Source organism: Salicibibacter halophilus (genome assembly GCF_006740705.1).
GTDB classification, from domain to species: domain Bacteria; phylum Bacillota; class Bacilli; order Bacillales; family Marinococcaceae; genus Salicibibacter; species Salicibibacter halophilus.
This window is the reverse complement of the sequence record NZ_CP035485.1, coordinates 710,041-733,583: the sequence shown is the minus strand read 5'-3', so window position 1 is coordinate 733,583 and position 23,543 is coordinate 710,041. Positions and strand designations below refer to the sequence as shown.

General features: G+C 47.7%; 21 protein-coding genes. 15 read left to right on the top strand and 6 right to left on the bottom strand.

Features of this window, described 5'->3' with window-relative positions:
- The first annotated feature begins 76 nt into the window (after positions 1-76).
- The 5 genes from EPH95_RS03630 (at position 77) to EPH95_RS03610 (ending at position 5,006) form a co-directional block, all read left to right on the top strand.
- The gene (locus EPH95_RS03630) at positions 77-262 is read left to right on the top strand and encodes a hypothetical protein (protein WP_142087440.1); all 186 of its coding nucleotides are present in this window, start codon (positions 77-79) and stop codon (positions 260-262) included.
- Positions 252-1,664 carry an amidase gene (locus EPH95_RS03625; protein ID WP_142087438.1) on the top strand — a complete coding sequence of 471 codons (1,413 nt, stop codon included), beginning with the start codon at positions 252-254 and terminating at the stop codon, positions 1,662-1,664. Before EPH95_RS03630 ends, EPH95_RS03625 begins: the two co-directional genes overlap by 11 nt.
- A gap of 43 nt (positions 1,665-1,707) precedes the next feature.
- On the top strand, positions 1,708-3,000 hold the full coding sequence (locus EPH95_RS03620; RefSeq protein ID WP_142087436.1) for an acetamidase/formamidase family protein: 1,293 nt from the start codon (positions 1,708-1,710) through the stop codon (positions 2,998-3,000).
- Positions 3,001-3,081: 81 nt separating this feature from the next.
- Positions 3,082-3,546, top strand: coding sequence for a VanZ family protein (locus EPH95_RS03615; protein WP_142087433.1), 465 nt, complete (start codon positions 3,082-3,084; stop codon positions 3,544-3,546).
- Between the two features lie 179 nt (positions 3,547-3,725).
- Complete coding sequence (locus EPH95_RS03610) at positions 3,726-5,006, top strand: IS110 family RNA-guided transposase (RefSeq protein ID WP_142087431.1); 1,281 nt, start codon at positions 3,726-3,728, stop codon at positions 5,004-5,006.
- A gap of 450 nt (positions 5,007-5,456) precedes the next feature.
- Here the strand turns inward: EPH95_RS03610 and EPH95_RS03605 are convergent, their stop codons facing one another.
- Positions 5,457-7,430, bottom strand: a complete 1,974-nt coding sequence (locus EPH95_RS03605) for an acetoacetate--CoA ligase (RefSeq protein WP_142087428.1) — start codon at positions 7,428-7,430, stop codon at positions 5,457-5,459.
- 191 nt (positions 7,431-7,621) lie between these two features.
- Between EPH95_RS03605 and EPH95_RS03600 the strand changes: the two genes are divergently transcribed.
- Positions 7,622-9,541 (top strand): SEC-C metal-binding domain-containing protein, encoded by a 1,920-nt coding sequence (locus EPH95_RS03600; protein WP_142087426.1) that lies wholly within the window; start codon positions 7,622-7,624, stop codon positions 9,539-9,541.
- A gap of 317 nt (positions 9,542-9,858) precedes the next feature.
- On the opposite strand, the gene EPH95_RS03595 is transcribed toward EPH95_RS03600, so the two are convergent.
- Positions 9,859-10,746, bottom strand: a complete 888-nt coding sequence (locus EPH95_RS03595) for a DMT family transporter (RefSeq protein ID WP_142087423.1) — start codon at positions 10,744-10,746, stop codon at positions 9,859-9,861.
- A 352-nt stretch (positions 10,747-11,098) separates the two neighbouring features.
- Between EPH95_RS03595 and EPH95_RS03590 the strand changes: the two genes are divergently transcribed.
- Positions 11,099-11,584 carry a thermonuclease family protein gene (locus tag EPH95_RS03590; RefSeq protein ID WP_142087421.1) on the top strand — a complete coding sequence of 162 codons (486 nt, stop codon included), beginning with the start codon at positions 11,099-11,101 and terminating at the stop codon, positions 11,582-11,584.
- A 6-nt stretch (positions 11,585-11,590) separates the two neighbouring features.
- On the opposite strand, the gene EPH95_RS03585 is transcribed toward EPH95_RS03590, so the two are convergent.
- Complete coding sequence (locus EPH95_RS03585) at positions 11,591-12,427, bottom strand: alpha/beta hydrolase (protein WP_142087420.1); 837 nt, start codon at positions 12,425-12,427, stop codon at positions 11,591-11,593.
- 230 nt (positions 12,428-12,657) lie between these two features.
- Between EPH95_RS03585 and EPH95_RS03580 the strand changes: the two genes are divergently transcribed.
- Both EPH95_RS03580 and EPH95_RS03575 read left to right on the top strand, forming a co-directional pair.
- Complete coding sequence (locus EPH95_RS03580; protein ID WP_142087418.1) at positions 12,658-13,014, top strand: hypothetical protein; 357 nt, start codon at positions 12,658-12,660, stop codon at positions 13,012-13,014.
- On the top strand, positions 12,989-13,255 hold the full coding sequence (locus EPH95_RS03575) for a DUF2283 domain-containing protein (protein WP_142087416.1): 267 nt from the start codon (positions 12,989-12,991) through the stop codon (positions 13,253-13,255). The genes EPH95_RS03580 and EPH95_RS03575 overlap by 26 nt, the downstream gene beginning before the upstream one ends.
- A gap of 110 nt (positions 13,256-13,365) precedes the next feature.
- On the opposite strand, the gene EPH95_RS03570 is transcribed toward EPH95_RS03575, so the two are convergent.
- Positions 13,366-14,487, bottom strand: a complete 1,122-nt coding sequence (locus tag EPH95_RS03570) for an AbrB family transcriptional regulator (RefSeq protein WP_142087414.1) — start codon at positions 14,485-14,487, stop codon at positions 13,366-13,368.
- 172 nt (positions 14,488-14,659) lie between these two features.
- Positions 14,660-15,313: a carboxymuconolactone decarboxylase family protein gene (locus EPH95_RS03565; protein ID WP_142087413.1), complete on the bottom strand. Its 654-nt coding sequence runs from the start codon at positions 15,311-15,313 to the stop codon at positions 14,660-14,662.
- 133 nt (positions 15,314-15,446) lie between these two features.
- Here EPH95_RS03565 and EPH95_RS03560 point away from each other — a divergent pair, with 133 nt between their 5' ends.
- The 5 genes from EPH95_RS03560 to EPH95_RS03540 all read left to right on the top strand — a co-directional run bounded on the left by EPH95_RS03560 (position 15,447) and on the right by EPH95_RS03540 (position 21,031).
- Complete coding sequence (locus EPH95_RS03560; protein WP_142087410.1) at positions 15,447-16,151, top strand: FadR/GntR family transcriptional regulator; 705 nt, start codon at positions 15,447-15,449, stop codon at positions 16,149-16,151.
- Complete coding sequence (locus tag EPH95_RS03555) at positions 16,126-17,358, top strand: FAD-binding oxidoreductase (RefSeq protein WP_142087408.1); 1,233 nt, start codon at positions 16,126-16,128, stop codon at positions 17,356-17,358. Before EPH95_RS03560 ends, EPH95_RS03555 begins: the two co-directional genes overlap by 26 nt.
- A gap of 1 nt (position 17,359) precedes the next feature.
- Positions 17,360-18,715, top strand: coding sequence for a (Fe-S)-binding protein (locus tag EPH95_RS03550; RefSeq protein WP_142087406.1), 1,356 nt, complete (start codon positions 17,360-17,362; stop codon positions 18,713-18,715).
- Positions 18,708-20,162: an FAD-linked oxidase C-terminal domain-containing protein gene (locus EPH95_RS03545; protein ID WP_227004034.1), complete on the top strand. Its 1,455-nt coding sequence runs from the start codon at positions 18,708-18,710 to the stop codon at positions 20,160-20,162. The genes EPH95_RS03550 and EPH95_RS03545 overlap by 8 nt, the downstream gene beginning before the upstream one ends.
- Before the next feature lie 110 nt (positions 20,163-20,272).
- Entirely contained in the window at positions 20,273-21,031 is a 759-nt protein-coding gene (locus tag EPH95_RS03540; RefSeq protein WP_142087401.1) for a fumarylacetoacetate hydrolase family protein, read from the top strand.
- A 45-nt stretch (positions 21,032-21,076) separates the two neighbouring features.
- Here EPH95_RS03540 and EPH95_RS03535 read toward each other — a convergent pair whose 3' ends face one another.
- Positions 21,077-22,873, bottom strand: a complete 1,797-nt coding sequence (locus tag EPH95_RS03535) for an L-lactate permease (RefSeq protein WP_142087398.1) — start codon at positions 22,871-22,873, stop codon at positions 21,077-21,079.
- Positions 22,874-23,264: 391 nt separating this feature from the next.
- On the opposite strand from EPH95_RS03535, the gene EPH95_RS03530 reads away from it, so the two are divergent.
- Positions 23,265-23,465, top strand: a complete 201-nt coding sequence (locus EPH95_RS03530) for a hypothetical protein (RefSeq protein WP_142087396.1) — start codon at positions 23,265-23,267, stop codon at positions 23,463-23,465.
- Positions 23,466-23,543 lie beyond the last annotated feature (78 nt).

Genomic DNA, 23,543 nt, shown 5'->3' with positions numbered 1-23,543 from the left:
ATTCAAAAATTTATGTTTAATTTTTATCATAAACGGGTATGTCATATGGGAATTGATCAGAAAGGAGACGAAATCTATGAACCCGTCCATTAAAGAAGTGTTGGAAAGCAAGGGCATCACGGTGGCTGAAGAACATTTGCCAGTCTTGCAGGCACGGTGGGAAGCGGTTGAGTTATTAAAGAAAGAAACAAATGATGCATCTTTGGCGGATTTTGACATCGCGTTAAGAAACATTCCGGGAGGGGATCATTATGGGCTATGAGCTCGTAACAAAATCGGTGGAAGAATTAGCCCCGTTACTTAAAAACCGTGAAATCTCATCCAAGGAGTTAACAAAAACGGTACTTGATCACGCTGAGAAAAATAATGAAGACATTAACGCTTATATTTCTTTTACAAGAGAACGGGCTGAAAGGGTTGCTGAACAAGTCGACCGTGACATTGCTGCCGGGGATTATAAGGGGATGTACCATGGCATTCCGATGGCGGTTAAGGATAACTTGTATTTTAAAGACGAAGTAACCACTATGGCATCAAAGATCCATAGGGATTTTGTTTCCGATTATGACGCGACGATTATTAAGAAAATGAAAGATGCCGGGGTTGTTTTTACCGGGAAATTAAACATGCATGAATATGCGTGGGGGATTACCAATAATAATCCACACTTCGGGGCATCCCGTAATCCTTGGAATACACGAAAAATACCGGGAGGTTCGAGTGGTGGTTCCGGGGCAGCCATTGCCGCTGATATGAGTGCGGCCACGTTAGGGACGGATACTGCAGGGTCCATTCGCATTCCCTCTTCCGTTTGTGGAATCGTAGGATTAAAACCTACCCATGGACGTGTGAGCAAATATGGTTGTTTTCCATTATCTTGGTCGCTTGATCATATTGGGCCGATGACTAAATCGGTGACAGACGCAGCCGCCTTATTGGAAGTCATCGCTGGATATGACACCAACGACCCTACCTCAATGAACGTTCCCGTCCAATCCTATACTTCTCAATTAACCGGGGATATGAAAGATATAACGATAGGCGTAAATGAAGACTATTTTTTCAAAAATGTTGATGCTGCCGTTGAAGCATCGGTGCGACAATCAATCCAATCATTAAAAGACCAAGGCGCTAACATAGAAACGGTAGAGATGCCATCGCTTCGCCATGCAGAATATACAGAATTGATTACCATTTTGACTGAAGCAGCGGCCATCCATCATGACAATCTTGTTGGGCGCCCGGATGATTTTGGCGATGACATTCGTCTGTTATTTGAATTAGGGGAATTGCCTTCAGCGGTGGACTATCTGCGCGCTCAACAATTGCGCCGACAAATCAAACAAGAATTTCAAGAAGTTTTTAAAAAAGTTGATGCGCTCGTCATGCCGACTCTCCCCATTATTGCGCCTGAAATAGGGGAGGACTATGTCGACTTAAATGGTGAGCAAGTTGATTTGGTAAACAATATTATTCGTTTTACGGGACCGGGGAATCTGACTGGCCTCCCTTCTCTCACCGTTCCTTGCGGTTTCAAACAAGAGATGCCGATAGGCATGCAGGTTATGGGGAATGCCTTTGATGAATCGACGATTTTGAATGTCGGACATGCCATAGAAAAAACCAATCCCTTAAAAGGGAAAAAACCTGAATTAGTGCGATAAAAAATATGGCAGAGTTACGGGCGCATATGAAGGGGGACATCGAATGGTTGCAAAACAAACAGTCTACGTTAATGAATTCACGGATGGCATTCTTGATCCGCGAAAGGAAATGGCATATAGCGTGAAAGACGGCGGTTTTATCGTGGCAAATACAACGCCTGGTTGCTGGGGGCCGATGATTACACCGGCATTAAAAGGTGGACATGAAGTAACAAAGCCTGTATATGTGGAAGGGGCAGAAGTTGGGGATGCCATTGCGATTCATATTAGATCGATGGAGATAACATCGTTGGCAACCGCTTCGGGGAATGACAAGCCTGTCGATGGGCGTTTTCTCGGCGATCCATTTGTTGCTGTCAAATGTCCGGAGTGCGGCACGATGAATCCGGAAACATTTATAGATGGAATCGGCAAGGAAGCGATCCGCTGTAAAACGTGCCGTGAAGACATTACCCCTTTTGTTTTTACACACGCGTATTCGATGGGTTTGGACAACGATAAAAAGATAGGGATCACTTTAAACAAAGAGGCAGCAGAAAAAGTCGGCCAAGAAGCGAAAAAATATATGAACACACCTGAAAATTCGATTCAAAATCCGGTGCTCACATTTGCGCCTCATGATTTGGTCGGAGCAATCGCCAGAATTAGGCCGTTCCTTGGTCAATTGGGGACAACACCTGCACGCCCGACACCGGATTCCCATAACGCAGGCGATTTTGGCCAATTTTTAGTAGATGCGCCCCATGATTATGGAGTCACGAGGGAGCAGCTGGAAGATCGGACGGACGGCCATATGGATATTAATCGTGTTCGGTCGGGAGCAATATTAATTTGCCCGGTGAAGGTCCCCGGCGGGGGCGTATATTTAGGAGATATGCACGCCATGCAAGGAGACGGTGAAATTGCCGGCCACACCACCGACGTGTCCGGAATTGTTAACCTTCAGGTTGAAGTCATGAAAAACGTGCAACTAGACGGGCCGGTCTTGCTGCCAATTGTTGATGACCTTCCGGAACTTGCCAAACCCTTTAGCGACGAAGAAAAACGACAGGCCGAACAATTAAGTAAAGCATGGGGGATTGAAGAACTGGAGGAGTCATACCCGGTATCTTTTGTTGGGACCGGCGCCGATCTGAATGAAGCAACGACAAATGGCATGGAAAGGGCTGCCGCTTTATTTGGCATTACCGTTCCGGAAGTGATGAACCGAGCAACGATTAACGGTGGAATTGAAATTGGCAGACACCCGGGGGTTGTGACGGTTACGTTCCTCGCCCCGCATCATTATCTAGAGGCAAACGGGCTTCTCGATTTGGTGAAAAATCAATATGGATGAAAAAAAATAGTACAGTCAAGGGGTTGGTGATATAATCGATATATATAGCAGATAATTGTAATTGTTTCGGATGTGGGTAAAATGAACAGTGGTTCAAAACGGGTGATCGTGGCTTGGTTTCTTGTGATTGGATGGATGGGGCTTATTTTTTATTTTTCGCATCAGTCGGGGGAAGCGTCGAGTTCACTCAGTGGCGGTGTGACAGAGGTTGCGTATAGTTGGAGCCAAAGTCTGCTCCCGTTTGTAACTATAGAGTTTGACCCCTTTCATACGTGGATTCGCAAGGCAGCACATGTGGCTGTCTACGCCGTGCTAGGTTTATTTATGGTTCATGCGCTTCGCGTGTCGACGATAGAAGGAAGGATGTCGCGACGAATCATTCTGGGGGCATGGGTGCTTTGCACGGTTTACGCGATCACGGATGAAGTGCACCAGCTGTTCATCCCCGGGCGGAGCGGTGAAGTAAGCGATGTGGCACTTGATAGCATCGGTTCTATGGTAGGTATTGGGGTATATGTAGTGGTGTGGAAAATGACAAAAAAATAACATTGAATGGTGTCATGGAAGGTCCATGACACCATTCAATGGAAGAAGTAGGTAATTGGAGCATTCCTGTTAGGGGAAATATTGAGCTTTGAACACAAAAGAGCCCCCTTGGTATAGTACGGAGTGTCCGATGATTACTCATCGACCTCTAAATTGATAACTACCAAGGAGGACTCACCATGAATTATACACAAAATGAAAAGCTCGCTCAAATAACCCCGGAAACGCTCATCATTGGCATTGACATCGCTAAGAACAAACATGTTGCTCGAGCCATTGATGATCGCGGCTTCGAGTTTGGGAAACGCATCATGTTCACCAACGATCTTGAAGGCTTTGAAAAGCTTCTACGCTGGGCTGAAGATCATCAAGCGAATCATCAAAAAACGCACATGGTGGTAGGCATGGAGCCCACTGGCCACTACTGGTTTAGCTTGGCGGATCATCTTGACTCGTGCGGCCATCAGCTCGTGTTGGTCAATCCCTCGCACGTCAAACGTCTTAAAGAAATCGATGATCACTCGCCAAGTAAAAACGACACTAAAGATGCGATGGTCATCGCTAAACAGGTGAAGGACGGGCGATACTCTGTCCCCAACCTTCTCGAAGGCATCTACGCTGAATTGCGAGAAGGCATTAAATTAAGAGATCAGCTCGTGCAATTACAAAACCAGACCGAAGGCCGGGTTCAAAATTGGCTGAACCGTTACTTCCCGGAGTTTGAGCAGGTGTTTAAAGCCTGGGATGGCGTCAGTGCTTTGGCCACTTTGCGAACGTTTCCTCTTCCCCAAGCGATTGTGGAGACGACGCCGGAAGCCATCGTGGACACATGGAAAGCCTATGCCAAGAGACACGCCGGGTTCGCTCGAGCCCAAAAGCTTCATGAAGCCGCTGAAAAAAGTGTCGGCATCACCGAAGGGCTTCACTTTGCCCGCCAAGAGTTGGAGGCGTTACTGGACCAATATGACCTTTACACTCGGCAACTCGAAACATTGGAAGCGCAATTAACAGAGCAGCTTGAGCATCTCCCTGGCGCCGAACAAATGAGGGATATCAAAGGCTTAGGCGACATGACCATTGCCGCTTTCTTTGCCGAAGTTGGGGATATTCACCAATACCGTCATCCCAAACAGCTGATCAGCCTGGCCGGTCTTGATTTAAAAGAGAACAGTTCAGGGCTTTACAAGGGCCAAACCACCATTAGTAAACGAGGACGCCGACGATTACGCCGCATTCTGTTTTTAGCGATTCGTCCGCTCGTCAATCATAATGACACGTTTCGCGCCCTTCATCATGAGCTCACGCAGCGTTCAGACCGACCTCTGACAAAGATGCAGTCGTTGATCGCCCTGTGCGGTAAACTTCTGAAAGTCTTGTTTGTCATCGGGCAACGCGAATGTCCCTTTGATGGAGCGAAGCTCCTTCAAGATCGGAAGTGTTCCCAGACACAAGCCGCGTAAAGCAAGCGATAGGAACCATATTTTCTTTTGAAAATCAGTCATTTTCTTGCCTATGGAACAAATACCAACAGTGCCGAGGCGGCATTCATTTCTCACCCTTAGGGCCTAGACCCAGTATTGGAGCATAGCCGCCCCCACCAGCATGGATACGCCGGACGAAGGAATGTGTGGATCATCAACCATCCAGTGATATATGGGAGGTTAAGCGACCATGTATGACGTGGGTCATCGTTAAGCGCACGGTTATACATTTTTTTCCAACCCCTAGGGGTTGGAGCAGGTGGAGATCCTCTTGGATGGAATATCATTCCTTCTATTGAAGAATTATCTTCTTTGTGAATGGTGCACGCTGCTGGTACGACATTCTAAAGACATGAAATTCTGAGAAATCAAGAGCATATGGAAGAATATTTAATTACAAAGAGGGAGGTGCCATAATTCAACGACCATCTACCCCTGCTTAGCAAAGTCAATAAAATAATCCAGCGTGGCCGGGTTTTTCATTGATCCCATGTTCACGGCCTTTTCAATCGGAGTGCCCATGAGAATTTTTTTGATGGGGACTTCCATTTTTTTGCCGTTTAGTGTTGTGGGCACTTCGTCGATTTTGAAAATATCATTGGGCACGTGTCTCGGTGAGCAGTGCTCGCGGATGTTTTGTTTGATTTCTTTTTCCAGTTTCTCGGTTAGTTCTTCGTCCGCTTTGAGAACGACGAACAGCGGCATATAGTCTTTCCCGTTCGGGTCATTGATATCGACGACGAGGCTGCTTTCGACCGCGTCTACATCTTCGACAGCGCTGTAAATTTCACTTGTGCCCATGCGAATGCCGCCGCGGTTGATCGTGGAGTCGGAACGGCCATAAATCTGGCAGCTTCCTCTGGACGTGATCTTAATCCAATCTCCGTGCCGCCAAATGCCCGGGAAGTCTGCAAAGTAGCTGTCGTAGTAGCGTTCGTTGTTTTTATCGCCCCAAAAATAGATCGGCATCGAAGGCATGGGTTTCAAGAGCACGAGTTCGCCAACTTGATCGAACACCGGCTGAGCGTCTTCGGTATACGCTTGCACGTCGGCTCCGAGCGCGCGGCATTGGATTTCGCCCGCATGTACCGGCAAGAGTGGGGAACCACTGACGAATGCGGAACATAGATCCGTCCCGCCGCTGACGGAGGCGAGCCAGACGTCTTTTTTCACATTTTCATAGATCCATTCCGAACCTTCCGGAGGTAGCGGTGAACCAGTCGAGGCGATACTCTTCAAATGGTCCAATTTGTAAGTGTCGCCGGGGACGATATCGTTATTTTTATTCGCCATCAAGTAGCTCGCGCTTGTCCCGAAGACGGTCGTCTCTGTTTCATCGGCGAATTGCCAGAGTGTGTCTATCTGTGGGTACGTTGGGCTGCCGTCATACAGAACAATTGTGGAGCCGGTGAGTAAACCGCTTACAACAACGTTCCACATCATCCAACCGGTCGTCGTAAACCAAAAGAAGTTGTCCTCTGGTTTTAAATCGGTATGGAAAGCCAATTTTTTCAGGTGCTCAAGCAAAATGCCGCCTTGTCCCTGGACAATCGCCTTAGGAAGTCCGGTCGTTCCGGAAGAATAAAGGATCCAGAGGGGATGGTCAAAAGAAACATAGGTATATTCGAGAGAAGTCGATCGGTTGTTTTCGATAAAAGCTGCCCAGCGCTCTACGTTTGTGAGCTCATCGTCTTTTGGTTGAGCCGACAAATAGGGGAGGACGACCGTTTTTTCGAGCGTCGGGATGGCTTCTTGAATTTCACGTACCGCATTGATTCGATCATGGTCTTTGCCGTTATAACGGTACCCATCGACGGCAATAAGTAGTTTCGGTTCGATCTGTTGAAAGCGGTCAACCACCGTTCGGCTGCCGAAATCCGGCGATGCGCTCGACCATACAGCTCCAATGCTGGCGCATGCAAGGAAAGCAATTGTTGCTTCCGGAATGTTCGGCAAATAAGCGACCACCCGATCGCCGGGTTTGATCCCTTCCGCTTTTAATCCCGCGGCAAAGGAAGCCACCTGTTCATAAAGCGTCTGCCAAGTCATTTTTTCCGTCGGACGGATTTCCGATTTGGAAATAATTGCTGTTTCGTCCGGGCGGGCGTGACGAAAGGCGTGTTCCGCGTAATTCAGCTTCGCGCCTTCGAACCATTTTGCGAACGGAACGCCATCGGACTCTAATATACGCTTATAGGATGGATTTGCTTGAATATCAAAATACTCCCATTGTGTTTCCCAGAAATCTTCGACGTTATTAACGGACCATTCCCAGAGCGTTTGATAGTCATTAAACGCCAAACCTTTTTCTTTTTTCAACCAATTCATGTAATCGGCAAGGTTGGATTGCTGGATAAATGCTTGTGACGGTTCCCAGAGAAGGGATCCTTCTTTTACTGCCATTGTGAAACCTCCTGTTGTTTTCAAAACTTGTGTCTATTCATTGTATCATAGGATATCAACACCGATGTTCGGTTTCTCCGATCAACCCTGTTCCGGTATTTGTAAACGCATTCATCTCCGCTTTGTTTTCATTTTACCATGATCGCCAACCTTATGATAGACTGAAGAAAAGAGCGTTGGAGAGTGATTTCATGGCAAAAATAGGTCGTAACGAACCATGCCCGTGCGGAAGCGGAAAAAAATATAAACATTGTTGTTTGCAGGTAGAAAGCGAAAATAAAGTTGTAGATATCACTACGAAAAGAGCTAAGCAAGAATTGGAGCAGTTAAACGAGGAACTGGAGGAATTGGCGCTACAATATAGTGACGAGATCTTCTCGTTGTATAAAGATTATGTACGTGAAAATAACTGGGACATAGATTCGGATTATGAAGCAGAGTATTATGTGTTGTTTGTGGGCTGGGCGATCTTCAATGCACCGATCATTGAAGGAGAAACGGTTTTTCAAACGTTTTTGGACGAGCAAGGAGACTCTTTACGGCCCGAGACAAAAGAAAGAATTGCTGAATGGGTAACGGTACCCGGCATGTATGAAGTGATCGATCATATTGATGATGATCATTTTAAAGTGGCTTCACTGGAGACCGGCGAACGCGATGTGTTCTGCGATAAAGAGGACGAGTTACCTGAAATCGGTAATGGCGTGCTCGGAATCTTCGTCCCCTTTGACAATAACGTTAACCACTTTCTTTTCACTCACGATGAGTTTCCATTGGATTGGCTACAAAGCGTGTATGAGCAATACCGCAGTGACTTGGACCCTGGCCGTTTCTCAAAAACGATGAAGAACGAATACCCTTTCGTTTTGTACGATCTGTTTAACGATGAAGAAGACCCGCGCGAGTTAATTGATACGTATGATTGGGTTTCAAAAAAACATCGGGCGGTTATTGAACTTTTATACGAAATGAACAGACCGATTTGGGACGACGAAGACCTCAATTTAGCGATAGAAGTATGGCAGGAGTTTTGCGAGGATGAAAATCCCGTTGTAAAAAAAGAAGCAGTATTCGCCGGCGCACTCGAATATCTTTTAAACATGATGAACGAGGGTGAAGGGACGCAAAAAGAGATCGCGGAAAAATACGGGGTATCCCCGAATAGTGTATCGCAACGATATCGAGAAATGGATTATTTAATGTATGATTTTTTCGATGATATCATAGACGGCTTCTCGCCGGTTGCCCCCCATGAATTGGCGGAGCAAATGTTTAATGAATTAAAACAGGCTGTTGAAAGTCAAGAATTTTCGTCTGAAGAAGAGATGGAGCAGTTTATAAGTGATTTGATAACATTCGGTTCTTCCACTCAACCGAGCAACGACAAAGAACATGCAGAAGAACTCCTTAATAAAGCCTTCAATTCCGGCGAGGCAGAAGAAAGGGTAAGGCTGGCGAATGAAGCATTGGCGCTGTACCCGAACAGTCCTGGTGCCTATGTCATTTTGGCAGAGGAATCATTTAGTTTGAGAGAACAAAACGATCTTTATTTTGAAGGCATGATCAATGGGGAAGCGGAATTAGGATATGCCTTTTTTGAAAATAATCGGGGGCAATTCTGGGGACTTACAGAGACGCGCCCGTATATGCGTGCCAAACAAGGGTACGCCGAGACGTGTGAGTTAATAGGGGACTCGAAACTGGCCATAGACCAATATCGGGAAATGTTGGAATTAAACCCGATAGATAATCAGGGAATTCGCTACCTTCTGCTAGAAACCTTAATTGATAATGAAAAGTATGGTGTGGCTAAGGAATTGATAGACGAATATGACGAGCCGACGGCTAATATGAGCTACAACCGCGCGTATGCCGAATACATGCTGAACGGATGGACAAAGCAAGCAAAGAAATACTTGCAAGAAGCAATCAACTTTAATTCACACGTCCCGGATTACTTGCTCGGAAAAAGAAAAATTCCGGAAGCGAGCCCTGGATTAATTGGATTAGGGGAAGAGACCGAGGCCATCGAATACGTTCAAAGTTACGTCGAGCTATGGCAAATGGAGCGTGAGTTGATGCAGAAGCTGGAAGGATTGGCGGCGGAATAGGGGTTATCGTTTGTTTATTCGGAAAAGAGACCGATCAGGGATCAGGTTTGGACACTTTTGCATGGGGACGCGTGTAATCTGTCCGAACTCAGTGCAACCTCGGACAGATTTATAGAGCATCCACGATTAGTGTCCGAACTCTTCTTCAGTTCGGACACTAATCGTGGAAATGCAAGTAAATGGTCCGAATAGAGAGTGACGTCGGACATTTTTATGCAGAAACACGGAGAATTGTCCGAACTTAATGGAGCATCAGACAGATAAAAGTCTGAGGTGGCGATGATTGTTATATAAAAGTTTACATAATAAAAATATCGTCAATTCCGGTTCTTCGAAATCGTCGCGATAACGATCCCGCCAATAATCAGCGCGGATCCAGTCAATACGCCGACGGTCATTTCTTCTCCGAGCAAAACACTGCTGAACGTGAGTCCGAAAATAGGAACGAGCAGCGTGGAGATTGTGGCGGTGACCATATCAATTTTGCTGATGATAAAAAACCAGGCGGTGAAGCATAATGCCGAGGCGAGCACACCGGTAAATAAAATATAATAAATGCTCGTTGCATTAAAAATAATCGTGTCGCCGCCTTCCATGACCAGGGCTGCGAGCGTGATGCCTATTGTGCCGAAGAACATTTGCCAAGCAGACACTTGAAGTTGCGATAGCCCGGACACGGTACGTCGATAGTAAGTGTTTGATATCGCCCAAGCGATGGCGGCAATAATGATCAGAAGTTGGCCGACGATCACCTCGAGCGGTTGCCCGACCCACATATCCCATCCGACGATGGTAAAAAGCCCGACGATTCCCATTAATAAGCCTGTCATCTTCGCCGGGGTTATTTTTTCGCCAAGGAATTGCACGGCGAGGAGGCTGCTCCACATCGGCATGGAGTATAATAGGACGGAGGACTGGCCGGCGTCGACGAATTCGAGGGCGTACATGACGAGCAGGAACACGGTTGACGTTTGCAAAAGACCGATAACGACTAAGTGTTTCCAATAGCGTTTTGGCGGCAAAGCGATTTTCATGATCCATACGACCAAGAGCAGCGTGGCTGCGCCGGTGCCGAAGCGAAACGCCGAGAACGTGAACGGTCCCATGTATGTAAGCGCGTCTTTCATGAGTACCCACGCATAGCCCCAGAGCAGTGTGATGATTAACATAAGCATGTAGATGATGAGTTTGTTTCCTTGTTTCATTGGTGTCCTCTATTTCTTTTGGATGTTGCTTTCATTCTAGCATGCTATGATGTGAAAAAGAACCGGGGTGTCGATGCAACTACGATAAAGCATCGAATGATAGGAACATAAGACGGATTCGCGTTTTTATTTCGGCGATCCGACCGGTTATTATATCGCAAAAGACCGTCACGCGATGTAATTTAAGAGAAGGCACCGGTTATTATATCGTAAAAAGGCATTATGCGATGTAATTTAAGAGCATGCACTGGTTATTATAACGCATCAAACCGTCAAGCGTTCAAATTACAGTAATTGCACCGGTTTCGAACGCCTGAGAATGGCTTAAAACTTTGGAAGGGAAAGAGTATTTATGTTTCGTTTTGTGATTGTTATTTTTTCTATGCTGATTCTCGTTGGCTGTCAGGGCCCGTCTGACGATGAGCCGTTGCAAGGGATGGTTGTGAACATCGTCGATGGCGATACGTTTGATGTGAATATTCAGGGGATGGGGGATGAACGGGTGCGGCCGATCATGGTGGACGCGCCGGAGATCTGTCACCAGCATGACCCACCGGAGTGTGATCCTGAGCCGTATGGGGAGGAAGCGACCGATTTCGCGGCGGAAGTGTTGCTCGGGGAAACGGTATATCTGGAGCAGGATGTTTCGGAGCGCGATCAATATGATCGAATGTTGTTTTACGTGTACGTGGAAGCAGATCAGATGTTTCAGGAAATGTTGTTGAAAGAAGGACTGGCGGAAGTCGTTGTTTATGAACCGGACGTGCGTTATGAAGAGGAGTTTTATGAGATTCAGGAAGAAGCGCAGGAGGAAGAGAGGGGGATGTGGGGGCGGTGAGGCGTGTTACCCCTGTTCCATCTCCCGTAAAAATGCTTGAATCCTTGCCTGGTATTCATCACTCATGTGAACCGTATTATGCCCTGCGCCTTCAATGATATAACTCTCCGTTGGCCCGCCCCATATATCCACGAGGGATTTTGAATACTCCGGATCAACAATTTCGTCCTCCTCGGCAATCAACGCCAACATCGGGTGCTCCATTTGCGGTGCGATGTCCGTGGAATCGAAAGAATATCTCAACAGCCATTCCACGGGAAGAAAAGGGAATTGAGACTGGGCGACGTTTAAAAATTCATCAAACGGGGAGACGAGAATCGTCCCCTGCACCTCCCTTTCCGCGCTAAGATGTGTGGCCACTGCAGATCCAATGCTTCTGCCCATCGTGACAATGTTATCCGAGTCAATATCTTCCCGCTCCGCCATTTCGTCATAGACCATCAAGGCGTCTCCCAACAGCGTCTCTTCATCATCAGGATCCCCTTCGCTCAATCCGTATCCTCGATAGTTCATCAATAACACCGACCAGCCCTCGATGTCCGCGGTCTCGGGAATCAACTGTGACACTTCCTGCGCATTCCCGCCAAAATAAATAAGCAAAGGCGCCGGTTCTTCGTCGGCATCGGAGATCAGCCAACCGTGCACCGTCACCTCGTCGGTAACCGAAATGGTGATCTCTTCCGCCTCGGGGTGTTGCGACCGAATCGTCTCCGCTTCATTTTCTGATAGGGATGTAGGGTGAAAGATCAGTCTGTGTTGGAAAAAATAGAGCAATGTTAGGACGATACCAATGAAAACAATCATGATAATAATCAACGAGAGCCATCTGGGTATAGCAGGCATGGTTTCACCGCCAATAGGATTTTCGATAGTGACATTATATCTTACTTAGGCGAGAAGACTCTACTATTTCGCAGGGGGTTACACCTTCTTATATATGTGTTAATCTTTCGTGTTTCGGGATAAACATTCTTATGGCGATACAACCCAAGTTAGGTACTTCAACCTGATTGAGCTCAGATCATAACAAGTTGCCAGTACTCGAACCCCAGCAATCAAGAGGAGGAAAAAATATGCGAGAAAATGGCGATAATTATTTAACACATAGGGGGTCATTTAAAGTATATTGTAATGGAGTAGAAGTTTCTATAAGTCCTTACAGAACAGAGTTTGACGAAGAAGAACAAAAGGTGGAAAATGTCATTAAGGATCCAAGGTTTATTCTTAAAGATGTTTCGGATCAGTTATCAAATACAAGGGAAAAGTATATTGATTTAGTGAACTTAGAAGCCATGTCAACGTTAAAATCTCTGGTTGTTGTGGTTGATCATGAAAACTCTGAATATGGTGATATTGTAACCGTGATTGCAAAATCAAAGTCGAATGAAAAGGGAGGTACGATTTATGATCGCGGAAGCACAACCAATTGACAATGTTTTGTTTCAGTACGACCGTGACCATGACGTGCTCCATATTACGATAGGCCGCCCGATGATTTCTTATGCAGAAGAACCCTCACCCGGTATCTATATTCGATATGCGGAGGAAGACGATACCCTTACAGGCATTGTTATCATGGATTATAAAAAAAGACCGCACACATCAATACAAAACATGCTACCGATAAGTATTAATTTTGATGATATTGATAAGAAAATTGACAGCACCTAATTATGGATGCTTTTTTGAAAGCCGTATTTCCGACGAAGAAATGCGGCTTTCGCCATGTAATTCCTTATCATTCTTTTTGTGAGCGCTACCCGGGTAAGATCGGCCGAAAGTCATGATGCTTCTTGCTGGTTTTCTTTTCCTTCTTTCAAAACGTACTTGCGCAGGATTTGAAAGAGTGGCGGGAGGACGAGGAGTACGGCCATGATTCGGATGATTTGGACGGCGACGACGAAGGTGGAATCGACCCCGAGTTCAACGGCGGTGGCAGCCATTTCCGCAACGCCTCCGGGGGAGAACGCGAGGATTGATGTGATCATGTCCAGTTGTGTTTGGGATGCGACTAAAATCGACAAAGCCGCGAGCGCCGCGATTAGCGCCAACGAGCTAATGATGCCGACAATGATCACGGCTTTTGCGTCTCGAAATAAATCCCGTTGCATTTTCGCGCCTATACTTGCTCCGAGAAATAACTGAGCGACAGGCAATGCCCAATCCGGCCACCAAAGCGAGGCGGCTGGCGCAGCTTGACTGGAAAGGAGATTGAAACCCGCGACGGTCACCATCGCGCCGAGCAACCAGGGCGTAGGGATTTTTAGTTTTTTTGACGAGACCGCTCCGAAAAACGCCAGGGCGAGTAAAAGCAAGGTCCAGCCGAATTGGCTGAAATTCAACGGCAAAAAGGCAGAATCGTAGGTAACCGTTTGTACCTCGGCAGTTGCGCTGCCGTTTCCGCCATTGAATGATAATAAAACCGGGACCGTACTGATCACCAAGACAATGCGGAGCACTTGTGTGACACTGACGGTTGCCACATCTGCCCCGACTTCTTGCGCGTAAGCGGGCATGGCGGCAACTCCGCCGGGCGCGGTGGCAATAAAACTGGATAATAGATCTGTTTTTGTAAAATAAAAAAGAAAAAATCCGGTGATGAAAGCAAAAATAATAGAAAGAACGAGTACGATAAGAATGGTGAACCAATAGTTACTGAGTGTGTTGATGAGTGTCATATTGACATACAGGCCAAGTTGCACACCGAGTATCCCTTGGCCAAGCATAAGCCAACTGGCCGGGACCGTGTTGACCGCGCGTTTTAGGTTCAGAAAGTCAGGCTGTAAAATGGCGACCAAGCTACCGACAACTAACGCGCCAATCATCCAGGCAATGGATAGGTTTGTAAATGAAAACAAAAGCCCGCCCAATCCGCACAACATAAAATAAATGATATATTGCAAGTCTATTCCTTCTTTCAACGTGCAAACACTTTCTCCAGTATAATAATGATATGTTGGGTGGGCAAGAAAAGGGGATTGGGTGCAGATGAGGTAAAGTGCCAGAATATCTTGTGAATTCGCCAGATTAAAAGGAGCCCGGGGCGCTTGACCCGGGCTCGTCCCCCTTCTTCACTTACCGATCATACGCGTTCAAACCATTGACTCCGTGGGCGAGGGCTGATCCTGCTTTCAATGCAGTGGCGACGAAAATGATTTCGGCGATTTCTTCTTTACTGGCGCCTTCTTTTTTGGCATTTTTTGTGTGTAGATCGATGCAGTACGGACAACCGGTCGTATGTGCAACCGCGACTGCGATGAGTTCGCCCTCTTTTTTGCTCATGGTGGATGGTTCGAGGGCTTGTTGATCGAAATTGACGAAGGATTTAAACATCTCCGGTTGGAGCTTGGAGAATTCACTCAGTCTCTCGAAGTAGCTTCTTTTAAACAGGGTGCCGTCCTCCGCACCGTCATATGCGTTCAAGGCGTTGACCCCATGGGCGATGGAGGAACCGGCTTTTAACGCAGTTCCGATCAAAATTGCTTCGCTCATTTCTTCTTTGTTGCCACCGGCATCTTTTAGTTGACCGACATGGAGCTCGATGCAATACGGGCAACCGGTGACGTGAGCGACGGCAACGGCGGCAAGCTCTTTCAATTTCAACGAAAGCGAGCCGTGTTGCATGACGCCTTCATTGAAGGTCATGAACTCCTTAAACATCTCCGGAGCCAAATCGGAAAACTCGCTTAATCTTGAAAAATAAGATCGTTCAAATAAACTTTCAGCCATGCTAATCGCAACCTTTCAATTAGATTCTTTTTCCATATACCCTCTTTATTTTGTGAATAATCTGGTATATAATAAAAAATACTTCATTACTTATCACATATCTGACAACTTATCATAGGGAAAGGAGGACGGAATGGAGATTCAAAAAATAACGACAAAGAAAATATCCGAGCAAGTGGCGGAGCAACTGGAACATTCCATCGTGGACGGCAGCCTTCCGGCGGGCGAGAAGTTGCAATCGGTCCGGGAACTTTGCGAACAATTCCAGGTCGGGCGCTCGGCTGTGCGGGACGCAATCACGGTTTTGAAAGGAAAAGGGATGGTGAACGTCGTCCAAGGCGAGGGAACGTTTGTAACTGCGCCGAGTGAATGGCAACCATTCGGCACATTCACTTTAACCGATGAAAAATCGATCCGCGATTTATATGCCGTGCGGAAGTGGATGGAAATCGGAATCGCGGAAGAAGCGGCCAGGCACCGCAACAACGAACAACTGGAAGTGTTGGAACAGCAAGCGAATGAAGAAGGATGGGAAGCGGATTATCGTTTTCACATCACCCTTGCGAAAGCAACGGGCAATGACATGTTCGTCCATTTAATGGAAGCGATTTCAACAAATATGAAAAAAGCATTGATGGATTGCCACCGCATGATCGCGGCGGATGCTGACGTGGCAAACAAAATCGAAATGCAGCACGCGGGCATCTATGAAGCGGTCAAACAGCAAGATCCGCAAGCGGCGAAAGAAATCATGCAAAAGCACTTAATCTATGTCGAGGATCTGCTACAACAAGCGTTGAAGGGGGAGGATTATGCAACAGCAAGCGCTAGGGAATGAGGGGCGACAACGCGTCAACCCGTCCACGCCGGAGGAAGTCGCAGACATCTTAAAGCACGCAAAAGACAAAAACGAAACGGTCATTCCGATCGGCGGAGGTACGAAACAAGGGTTTGGCGGGGAAGGTGATGAGGCCGATAAACTATTATCCTTGGAAAACCTCAATCAAGTAATTGAATATTCCCCGGGAGACATGACGATGACCGTGCAGGCAGGCACAACCATGGAAAAAATCAATGAAACCGCGCGTGCGGAACAACAAATGGTGCCGCTCGATCCTTCGTATCCGTCACAGGCTACCATCGGCGGGGTGGTAGCTGCCAATGACAGTGGCCCGAAACGGATGGCGTACGGATCGGCGCGGGATCATGTTATCGGTTTGCGTGTTGCTGATCCGAATGGGGAGATCTTGCGCTCAGGGGGAAAAGTCGTCAAAAACGTCGCCGGCTATGACATGAACAAATTGCTCGTCGGTTCGATGGGCACGCTCGGGGTGATCACGGAAGTCACGTTGAAATTGCGCCCCTATCCAAAATATACCGTTATGTGTGTGCTGACATTTCCGGATGAGAAAGCTGTAAGCGCTGTTAAACCTTTTGTGTCGGAACTATTGGATACGCGTTTGGAACCGGTGACTTTGGAATACATGGAACCGAACCTCACGGAGCGTTTGTTTCAAACGCACGGGTACAGTTTGGTGATTACATTTGAAGATGTGCAAAAAGCCGTGGAGGTTCAGGAAAAATGGATCCGAGAGCACATGCCGGACACAGCAGAGCTCAGCGTTTTTTATGATAACGACGTCGAAGAATTTTGGCGAACATTCGCCCAACGTTCATTTGCTGATGCCGTTCATGTGAAAGTCGGCAGCAAAAACATGCAGGTGCTCGACCATATCCATCATTGCAAAAACTTGCAGGAAGGAAGGGATGTACACTTGTTTGCCCACGGCGGGGCCGGCCACGGGATCAGCCGTGTATATGCCAGTGGCGATGGCGCTGCTGTCCAGTCCTTCGTGGAAGACTTGCGGACGCATTGCGAGCAATCGAAGGGCTACGCGATCTTGACGCATGCGCCGCTGGACGTACGGAAATCCGTTGGTGTCTGGGGAGCGACACCGGGTTATTTTTCCATCCTTAAAGGCATTAAGCAGCAGTTGGATCCGAATGGGGTTTTGAATCCAAATCGATTTGTAGGGGGTATTTGAGATGGCTACGGCGCCGAAGTTGGCCGATTTGGTTGTGAAGAAAAATGAGCCGCCGAAAGGCAATTACTTGTGGGAGGATCCGCCTGATGAGGATAAATTTTCCGCTTGCGTGCATTGCGGGATGTGCCTGGAGGCGTGTCCGACGTATTTGGAGCTTGGCCATGAGCATCAGTCGCCGCGGGGGCGGATTCATTCGATCGTGGCGGTAGCGGAAGGGAAAATTAGCATTGATGAAGCGTTTGAAGATCCGATGTTCACGTGTCTGGATTGTCGAGCGTGTGAAACGGCTTGTCCGGCAGGCGTTCAGGTGGGGGCGCTCATCGAGGAAGCGCGCGGGCAGGTGCGGCAGGCGATGCCGCTCACAGGGTGGCAAGGGTTCGTGAGCCGTTTTTTCCTGCGCGGGGTGTTTCCGCATAATAAGCGATTGCATGCGCTCGGCATGTTGACGAAAGTCTATCAAAAGAGCGGTATGCAGACGGTCGTTCGCAAGAGCGGGGTGAAGAAGGTGTTGCCCGATCACCTCGGCGCCATGGAAGGGATTATGCCGGACGTGGGGCGGCCGGTGTTAAAAACCCATCCGGAGCGGATTGCGGCTAAGGGTGAAGAGAAAGGCACGGCATCTATGTTTACCGGCTGTATTATGGACGTCATGTACAGCGATGTAAATGAAGCAACCGTTCGAGTGCTGACGAAAAACGGGCACAACGTGGAGATTCCGAAACAACAGAACTGCTGCGGCGCTTTGCATGTGCACGCGGGCGATCGGGAGATGGGCAAAAAATTAGCGCGTCAAAACATCGATACCTTTTTAGCGTCAGATGCGGAGCATGTTGTCGTCAATGCGGCAGGGTGCGGGTGTGCGTTGCGGGAATATCCGGAGCTTTTGCAAAATGACGAGGAATACAAAGAAAAAGCAGAACAGTTTTCGGAAAAAGTGCTTGATGTGTCGAAATATTTATATGATTACGGGTATAAACCGCCGAAAGCAGAGCTGCACAAGCGCGTAACCTATCATGACGCGTGCCATCTTGCCCATGGCCAGGGTGTTTGGGATGAGCCGCGAGAAATTCTCGAAGAGATTCCGGGGCTGGAGATGAAGCATTTGCCAAACGCGGATCAGTGCTGCGGCAGTGCCGGCATTTACAACATCACGCACCCGGAGATGGCCGGACGCCTTCTTGATCGGAAAATGAAGGATGTGCCGGATGAAGTGGAAATGATCTCCATGGGCAACCCCGGCTGTATGCTGCAAATGGCGATGGGGGTTGAGAAGCACGGCCGTGATGAGAAAATTGTCCACACGATGCAACTCCTGGACTGGGCGTATGAACGAGAGGAGAGTGAGGGCGATGAGTGAAAAGAAAACGGCATTGGTGGAGGAAATGACGCGTTTGCTTGGGAAAGACGCGGTTTTGCACCGCGATGCGGATTTGATCACGTATGAATGTGACGGCTTGACCGTCTTTCGCGGCATGCCGCTTGCCGTTGTTTTTCCGGCAACCACGGAAGAGGTATCCGACGTCGTGAAGTGGCTGTATGCCCGTGAGATTCCGTTTATCCCTCGCGGGGCAGGCACGGGCTTAAGCGGCGGTGCCACACCGTTTGGAGGCGAGGTGATTATTAGCCTCGTGCGCATGAAGCAGCTGCTCCACGTCGATTACGATAATCGGGAAGCGGTTGTGCAACCGGGTTATATTAATCTCCAGCTTACAAATTCCATCACGCATAAAGGTTTTTATTACGCGCCGGATCCATCCAGCCAGGCGAACTGTACGATCGGCGGGAACGTCGCGGAAAATGCCGGAGGTGCCCATTGCCTGAAGTACGGGGTGACGACCAATCATGTCCTTGGGTTGGAAGTAGTGATGCATGACGGGGAAATTGTTGAGCTCGGCGGGGTGCCAGATGCGCCCGGGTATGATTTGCTCGGGATTCTCACGGGATCGGAGGGCATGCTCGGCATTGTCACGTCGATCACCGTTAGTATTTTAAAGCAGCCGGAATCGAAAGAAACGGCATTGGCTTATTTTGATTCCGTTGAAGATGCTAGCTACGTAGTTTCGGACATCATCGCGGCCGGCATTGTGCCAGCGGCGATTGAAATGATGGATGAAATCGCGATTCAAGGGGTGGAACGGGCGACGAATCCCGTTGGGCATCCGGAAGGCTTAAAAGCGGTGCTGATCATGGAAGTGGATGGTATAGCCGCGGGCATTGAAGATCAAATCAATGAGATGGTGAACGTCTGCGAACATCATAACGTTAAAGAAATCAAAGTCGCCCAAGACGACCGCGAGCGCGGGAAGTGGTGGGCGAATCGGAAGACGGCGTTCGGTGCGATGGGCGCGATTTCCCCGGCTTATCTCGTGCAAGATGGCGTTATTCCGCGCAGCCGACTGTCCGAAGTGTTGGCCCGTATTGCGGAAATCAGTGCAGAATCGGGCTTGCGGATCGCGAATGTTTTTCATGCCGGCGACGGCAACCTGCATCCGTTGATCTTGTTCGATGCCCGCAATGAAGGGGAAACCGATCTAGCCTTGGAAGTGGGCACGAAAACGCTGGAAGCTTGTACGGAAGTGGGCGGTTCGATCACCGGTGAGCACGGGGTCGGCATCGAGAAAAAAGAAGATATGCGCCTTGTGTTTACGGAGGAGGAAATTGACCGACAGCTCGCGGTGCGTGATGTGTTTAATCCGAATAACTTAATGAATCCGGACAAACAATTTCCGAAACCGGCGCGCTGTGGTGAAGTGAAGAGTGCTGTCGGAAGCGGGGACGCGTATCAGACGGTAGGGCAGGATTGACGGAAGAGGTTCATGGCGACCTAATGATAGCGTTTGTCTCCGGTTAGGTAGCCAAAAGCGCATCATGACGACTTAACGCATGTGTATACTACTGAGAAAGGAAATGACAAATGAAATTTTCTAGGTTTTTATTTGAAGCAGAAGTTCACCAAGGTGTTGTCACTGATGAAGGAATTAAAGAGATCGAAGGGGATATTTTTGATCGTTGGATGTATACCGATCGAACATTCCAAGAGGATGACGTTCAGTTACTGGCCCCTTTGGTGCCGAACCAAATCATAGGCATCGGCGCAAATTTTGTATCAAAAAAAGAAGATAAGCCGGATACTCCGCCGGATATCCCTGTTTTTTTCTTTAAGCCGACATCATCGGTTATCGGACCGGAGGAAGCAATCATCATTCCAACGGAAATTAATGAAGTGAAATTTGAGTCTGAACTCGTCGTTGTCATAGGAAAAGAGACGAAAAATATTAGCAAAGATCAGGTGTTGGACCATCTCTATGGTTACACGGTAGGAAATGATGTGACAGCTCCGCAATATTTTCATGAAGACGGGCATTGGATGATTGGAAAATCATTTGATACGTTTACACCAATAGGACCTTACTTGGAAACAGACTTAGATCCCTTAAACGTAAGCGTTAAGGCACGGGTCGATGAGGTTGAAAAACAAAACAGCCCGACGGACTTAATGATCGTCTCGATCGAGGAAATGATTTCATACTTATCAAATGTGATGACGCTCAAACAAGGGGATGTGATTATGACAGGCAGTCCCGTTGGGGCAGGTATGGTTACAGAGGGAAGCTTAGTCGAGTGTGAGATCAACGAGATAGGTGTTTTGAAAAACACTCTGGTGAAGGCATGATCGAGGTAAAAAGCGGCAGAGTGATCTGCCGCTTTACGTTTATCCTCACGCTGAAGGTTTCCGCCCGGTATCGATCGGTGTGTTTCTGCCTTTATTTTTTGACAAAATAAAGATGTAAACGATCGCGAATAAGATGGCGGTGAAGAACCAGAAGTTTACGCCTCCGATGACAAATCCCATCCCGAGTAGGGCTACGACGGTGACATAATACACCATCGGAATCAGCGTTTTACGGATAATTAATCCTTCTTTTCCGAGCAATCCCACGGTTGCCGAGGCGGCCACAACGTTATGGACGGCAATCATATTCCCGGCAGCACCGCCTACCGCTTGCAAAGAAACAATGATTCTCGAGCCGTTAAGATCCAAGCCTATATTTTGAGCAGCGCCGAATTGGAATAACGAGAACATAACATTGCTTACCGTGTTGCTCCCGCCAAAGAAAGCGCCCAACGCCCCGAATATCGGCGCGAACAACGGCCAAAACTCTCCGGCCACATTTGTTGCTGCTTCCGCCAACAGAATCGGCATACTTTCATACATTTCTGAACCGGAATTGACAAAAACCTGAGCCATCGGCACCGCGAACAATAAAGGCACCGCTGCTCCCAGCCACGTTTTAAACGAAACGGACCAGGCATTTTTATAGGTTCCGGGTTGTTTGTGCATGGAATGAATGTAGTAGGTGATAATGGATGTGATCACGAAAAACATTCCCGGTACAAATAAAGGCGCGATATCGGTGGTCACGTTCGAACCGAAGATATTCGCCCATTCGAAAGTGAGCGCAGGTTGTTGCAAAAATTCATTGATGCCGTCAATCGCTCTCGTTACAATGAGCAAAGCGGCGACGATGATATAAGGCGACCATGCTCTCAATAACCCCATTTTTTCACCGGTCACTTCCTTGGCAACGTCATCCTGAAGGTTTCCAATCCATTCCGGCTCCCATTTGCTACGTGCTTCAAAATCAAACATATCCGATTTTTCCGGCTGAAACCACCCTGCTCGCGCGGCAGGAACAACGATTAATAGTCCAATAAGGCCTCCGAGCAGAGCCGGAAATTCAGGACCCAACAGTAATGCCACCATGTAAAAGGGGATTACAAAAGCGAAACCAGCAAAAATTGCAAATTTCCAAACTTTGAACCCTTCCGAAAAAGACCTTGATTTTCCGAAAAAACGAGTTAATAGGCCAACCATTAATAACGGCACAAGGATGCCGGCAAGGCCATGGGTAAGGGCAACTTGAACCCCCACAGAGTAAATGAATTCATCAAACGGCATGCTTCCCAAAGCAGCCATCACGCTTTCCTGACCTTCCAATCCGGAACCGACCCCGACTAAAATCGGTGTCCCTACGGCACCGAAAGAAACTGGCGTACTTTGAATAACAAGCGCGATCATAACCGCGGCCATGGCCGGAAAACCAATCGCAACGAGCAACGGTGCTGCTACGACCGCGGGAGTCCCGAAGCCAGCGGCCCCTTCGATAAAACAACCGAACAACCAGGCAATAATAATCGCCTGAATTCTGCGGTCCGGTGATATACTCGTAAAACTGGAGCGGATCGTTTGCAGAGCGCCGCTTTCTTTAAGCGTGTTCAGTAGGAGAAGCGCTCCAAATACAATAAATAAAATTTCCAGCGCGAGCACTACCCCGTGGATGATTGCCGCGCTTACTTGTGTAAATTCAGCCCCCCAGACGATGAGTGCGATAAGTGCTGTTAAGACGAGAGCGATCGGCATCGCTGCTTTTGCTGACCATCTCAGAAACACAATAAGGAAAAAAATCACAAGAATCGGAAACAAAGCCAAGAGTGACATAAGCCATAAGTCCATCTATATGACCTCCCCATGAATGAATAAATGCAACTTGAATTCTCAGATTCGATAGCAGCAGTTGATGAAAGGTAGCCCCTCGTTCACCTCCGTTTCGTCCCCCAATAAACATTTCCATATGTTTAATGAAATCGCTTACAACTACCATTAAGAACGAATATTATGAAAATGTCAATAGATTGTGTAAGAAGAATAGTCATATGTGGCATGACTGTTTTTCTGGTGATAGGATAGAAGAAGACGATCATAAAGTGAAACTTCCATCAGAGGGGATTTTCCTCTGATGGTTAGTTAAACGAATCGGGGTGTTAGTCGCCCGTTAACTCCCGCTTACGGGGTTGAAGCGGGAGTTTTTACGGGCGCTTACACCGGGAAGAACGGAGGAAACGCATTGACCGTTAAATATTATGTCCAAGCATACCTTAAATGGCTATTCGGCGTGTTTTTCGGCGCCATTGCATTAATCACTTTGAATTACGTCTTCCTCATGGAAATAGAAGGGATCCCGCTCATTGTAATATTATTTGCCGCCGTTGGGTTTGCTTACCCCTTTTTGCAAGCTTATATGGATAAAAAGCGGCAGGAGAAGTAGGCAGGAGTGCTTGCGTAACTAGGATAAAAGAAGCCACCCATTTGAGTGGGTGGAAATAGAAAAAATCCAAAACAGGGG